The organism is Natrinema soli, from assembly GCF_028618695.1.
Genome location: NZ_JAQIVI010000693.1, coordinates 1 through 4,587, shown reverse-complemented (window position 1 = coordinate 4,587; position 4,587 = coordinate 1). Strand labels below are relative to the sequence as shown.

Here is a 4,587-nt window from a genome sequence, read left to right as displayed (position 1 = left end):
CGGGCTACGCGATCGCGGTCGCGGCGATCGACTGGTATATCGTCCTCGCGCCGGGCGCGCCGGGGATCGCGACCTATCAGGTCGGCGACTGGCCGGCGCCGTTCGGCATCACGCTCGTCGCCGACGGCCTGTCGGCGTTCATGCTGACGATGGTCGCGATCCTCGGCATCGCATCGCTCGTCTTCTCGACCCGCCACCTCCCCGGCGGCGAGGGACGCAGTTACTACTTCCCGCTCTTTCACTTCCTCGCGCTGGGCGTCACTGGGGCCTTCCTCACCGGTGACCTGTTCAACCTCTTCGTCTGGTTCGAGGTCATGCTGATGGCCAGTTACGTCTTCGTCGCCTACAGCGGTGGCCCCCAGCACACCCGCGCCGCGTTCTGGTACGTCTCGCTCAATCTGCTGGCCAGCGCGATCTTTCTGCTGGGCGTCGGCGGCGTCTACGCGACGACTGGAACGCTCAACATGGCCGATCTCGCCCAGCGCCTCGCCGAGCCGGCGGCCTACGGCCTCGATCCCGTGCCGGTCGTCGGCCTGCTCGGTTTGCTCCTGTCCGTGTTCGCGATCAAGGCCGGCCTCGTCCCCTTCCAGTTCTGGATCCCGACGGCGTACCGGGCCGCGCCGCCCCAGATCACGGCGCTGCTGGCCGGCGCGACCAAGAAGGTCGGGATCTACGCCATCATCCGCCTCTCCTTTACCGTGTTCGCCGGTGCGGAGGTCGCCGTCAACCTCCCGCTTCCGCTGGTGGACGTCGCCATCGCGGGCGACTCGCCGCTGCCGTTCGTCGGCGCGGCCCTGTTCCTCATGGCCGGCGCGAGCATCCTCCTCGGCGGCATCGGAGCCGTGGGCCGCGACTCGCTGGAGGGCGTCTTCGCCTACTCGAGCATCGGGCAGGTCGGATTCATCGCGATTCCGGTGGCGATCGCGGCGACGGCTGCGGGGCTGCGGAAGTTCGCCATCATCGCCGCGCTGGTGTACGCGCTGAATCACACGCTGGCGAAGGGGCTACTCTTCCTCGCCGTCGGGACGGTCAAGTCGGCGACCGGAACGAGTCGGTTCGCCGATCTCGGCGGGCTGGCGAGTCGGTCGCCGCCGCTGGCGATCGCCGTCTTCGTCGGCTCGCTCGCCCTCGTCGGTATTCCACCGCTCTCGGGCTTCTTCGGCAAGTTCCTCGTCTTCGACGCCGCGGCTCGAGCGGGGGCCGGCCCAGTGCTCGTGCTTCTGCTCGTCGGGTCGCTGTTGACCATCGCCTACGCGACCCGGATGTGGAATCGAAGCTTCTGGGGTGCGCGGACGCCGGTCGTGGAAGCCGCGACGGTCGACTCCATCCAGGTGGCCGTGCTCGTCGTCCTCGCAGTGGCTATCGTCGCAGTCGGCGTCGGCTTCGAACCGGTCTACGAGTTCGCGGAGGCCGCCGCGGAGGCCGCGCTCGACACCGAGGGTTACGTCGACGCTGTCGATCCCCAGGACGCGAGCGAACTGATCGACTCGAGCGGGGGTGAGCACTGATGCGGGTTCGGACCTGGCCGGTCGTCGGCGTCGTCTTCGCCGCCCTGTGGGTGTTCGTCGTCGGACAGCCACTCACCCCGATCTCGCTTCTCCGGGGCTTCCTCGCGGGACTCGTTGTCGGCCTCCCGGTCGCGTACGTCTTCCGGCGGCTGTACGGCAAGTACGTCGATCTCGGTCGCGGGGCTCGAGCGCTCCCTTACGCCGGGTTCTATCTCGGCGCGTTCACCCGGGAGCTCCTGCGGGCGAACCTCGACGTCGCCTATCGGGTACTCTCGCCCGGCATGCCGATCGAGCCCGAAGTGATCCTGGTACCGCTCCGGGTCGAGTCCGATCTCGCGATCACCGTCATCGCCAACAGCATCACGATCACGCCCGGGACGGTGACGCTGGACTACGACGACGAGACGAACGCGCTGTACGTCCACGGCGTCAACGGCCGGGATCCCGAAGCGATCGCCGAGCCGATCCGAACCTGGGAGAACTACGCCCTCGAGCTGTTCGACGAGGACGCGTTGCCGTCGGACCCGCCGCCCGAAATCATCGTCTCCGGCGGGGAAAGAGACAGTACCGCGGACCCCCAAGGCGGAGGTGTCGACGATGACTGAGGCGACCCCGGCCGTCCTCGAAATGGCAATCCGGGCCGCGTTAGTCCTCATTAGCGGGCTCTGTGTGCTCTGTGGCTACCGCGTCATTCGGGGACCGACGAACCCGGATCGCGTCGTCGCGCTCGACGCCATCGCGACGAACGTCGTCGCGATCGCCGTCCTGTTCGCCCTCCTGACCGATCGGGGGCTCTTCATCACCGTGAGCCTCGTGCTCGCGATCATCGGCTTCATCGCGACCGTCGCGGTCGCCAAGTTCGTCACCGACGGCGAGGTGATCGAATGATCCACGAGATCGTCGTGATCGTACTGGTCGTCGTCGGCTCGTTCTTCCTGACCGTCGGCACCATCGGTTTGCTCCGTCTGCCGAACGTCTACAACCGGATGCACGCCACGAGCAAGCCGACGACGCTCGGCACCGCCGCGATCTTTCTCGCTGGCTTCGTCGAGTTCGGTCCCGGAAGCGAGGGACTGACCGCACTGATCGGGATCGGTTTCCTCTTCCTGACCGTCCCGACCGGCTCGCACATGATCGCCCGCGCCGCCGAGCGGATCGGCATCCCGTTCCTCGGGAGCGTCACCTGGCCCGATCCGAACGCGGTCGAGCGACCCGAACGATCCGAGCGACCCGACCGCACCGAACGATCCGAGCGTACCGAACGATCGGACGAGACCGAACCGACCGACGACTGAGCGGGCCGGTTGTAACTGTTTCTCGGCGGAACCGAGACCCGTCTTGCGGTTCCACCGGAAATGACCTCCAACCGACCCGATACGTTCTTCCTCAGCGGTCGTACTCGAGGTCTCGATCTCCATCCGGATCCCGACCCCGGTCGTCCCGTTCCCGATTTCGGGACCGCTCTCGAGTCCACTCCTCGGCGTCTTCGACCGTCTCCGTCCCGACCAGTCGCTCGAGTTTGCGCTCGAACTGCTCGTCGGTCAGCTCGCCGGAAGCGTACCGTTCGCGAAGGGTCTCGAGGGCGTCACGTGTGCTCGTCTCGGAGTCGGTCGCGGTCGTCTCGGGGTCCGAAACCGTCTCCGATTCGTCCGTCCCCACGTAATCGTCGGCCCATTCTCGCTGATCGTCCTCATCCCCGAACAGTATCGCGACTAACGGGACGACGGCGATGTAGCCGACGAGCAACGCCGCGAGCCACCACGACTGGTTCGTGAACATGGCACCGAGCCAAATCGCCGTCACGAGCAGCGACGCGATTCCGGTCGCGTTCTCCCGAAGCCGGCTCCACGGACCATCCCCAGCGCGCTCGCGATCGCTCCCCTCGATCGCATCCATACGTACTTTTCGCGCCGATACGGGAAATACGTTATCGGTCCGAAATATCGACGACTCGCTCCCGACACAGTGGCGCAGCTATCCGATTCGGTGGACGACGGGAAGGAACGAGCCTTACGCGAGCGTCTCGCCGAGCGACTCGAGTGCGGCCTCGCGGACCGCATCGCGTGCGCCGGGCAGGAACTCGACGTGACCGTCGCGGCCGCCGACGACGCTGACGCCGCCGTTCGGCACTGCTTCGGCGATCGCATCGCCGAGATCGCGCACGTTCACGGCATCGGTCGCGCGGACGTGCAGTTCGTCGTCGCCGACGCCGAGCGTGACGTACGGCGGATCGACTCGATCGCGCTCGCTGCGGTGAAGCGCGTCCAGCAGCAGGATCGTCGTCGGGAAGTTGTACCGGTGCGTGAACGCGTCCGTGTCGAGCACGGAGACGGTTACACCGTTGACGCCGCGAACCGTGAGGTTCTCGCGGGCCGTCTCGAGTCCGGTCTCAAGCTTATCGCGGAACTGCTCGGAGACGTGGGCGGCCAGATCGCCGTCTCGAGGCCGGTCCGACCCCTCGTCGTCGCCGAACAGCAGGTCGATGACGAGTTCGCGCTTGTCCTTGTAGGACTGGTAGTAGGCCTCGAGCGCGACGGCTTCGCGGCGTTCCGAGACGCCGGTCTCGTCGTAGCCGGCTTCGGTCGCCAGTTCGAGGTACTCCTCGGGCGTGTCCTCCCAGTAGCTGACCGCGGGGAGGTGCTCGAGGTCGTCGCGGACGTCATCGTTGACGTGCGCGGCGACGTTGGTCGCCAGCGCGGTCGAGGTCACGTCCGCGACATCGGCACCGGCGAGCGACGGCGCGACGGCGACGTCGACGGCCTCGCCGACCTCGTCGTCCGCTCGGCTGTCGTCGATGACGATCGAATCGGCGTCGTACAGCGAGAGCAGTTCGTAGCCGTCGATGGATTCGACGGTCGAGCCGGCGTCAACCAGAACGACGAGCGGGAGTTGCTCGCCGTGACGGTCTCGAGCCTGAAGCATCGAGGTAACGTCGCTGGTCGCGGCGTCCATGCCGTAGACGCGGCCGTCGAGCGGGCGGCGCTCGAAGTAGTGGTACTCCGCGTCCTCGCGGGTGTGCTTCTCGCGAACCAGCGGGAGGACGGCGCGCTCGATGGCGGCACCGGCGACGTAGCCGTCG

At 67.2% G+C, this 4,587-nt stretch carries 5 protein-coding genes and 1 pseudogene; 4 read left to right on the top strand and 2 right to left on the bottom strand.

Annotation, left to right across the window (positions count from 1 at the left end; genetic code table 11):
- The 4 genes from PGX04_RS30230 to mnhG form a co-directional block, all read left to right on the top strand.
- On the top strand, window positions 1-1,508 hold a 1,508-nt coding region (locus tag PGX04_RS30230), incomplete at its 5' end, for a complex I subunit 5 family protein (protein ID WP_273741870.1).
- Window positions 1,508-2,113, top strand: coding sequence for a Na+/H+ antiporter subunit E (locus PGX04_RS30225; protein WP_273741869.1), 606 nt, complete (start codon window positions 1,508-1,510; stop codon window positions 2,111-2,113). The genes PGX04_RS30230 and PGX04_RS30225, both read left to right, overlap by 1 nt.
- The gene (locus PGX04_RS30220; RefSeq protein ID WP_273741868.1) at window positions 2,106-2,396 is read left to right on the top strand and encodes an MrpF/PhaF family protein; all 291 of its coding nucleotides are present in this window, start codon (window positions 2,106-2,108) and stop codon (window positions 2,394-2,396) included. Before PGX04_RS30225 ends, PGX04_RS30220 begins: the two co-directional genes overlap by 8 nt.
- Entirely contained in the window at window positions 2,393-2,803 is a 411-nt protein-coding gene (mnhG, locus tag PGX04_RS30215) for a monovalent cation/H(+) antiporter subunit G (RefSeq protein ID WP_273741867.1), read from the top strand. Before PGX04_RS30220 ends, mnhG begins: the two co-directional genes overlap by 4 nt.
- A gap of 91 nt (window positions 2,804-2,894) precedes the next feature.
- On the opposite strand, the gene PGX04_RS30210 is transcribed toward mnhG, so the two are convergent.
- Window positions 2,895-3,404 (bottom strand): SHOCT domain-containing protein, encoded by a 510-nt coding sequence (locus PGX04_RS30210; RefSeq protein WP_273741866.1) that lies wholly within the window; start codon window positions 3,402-3,404, stop codon window positions 2,895-2,897.
- A gap of 114 nt (window positions 3,405-3,518) precedes the next feature.
- Window positions 3,519-4,587: pseudogene (locus tag PGX04_RS30205) on the bottom strand (DNA-binding protein); the annotation flags it as partial.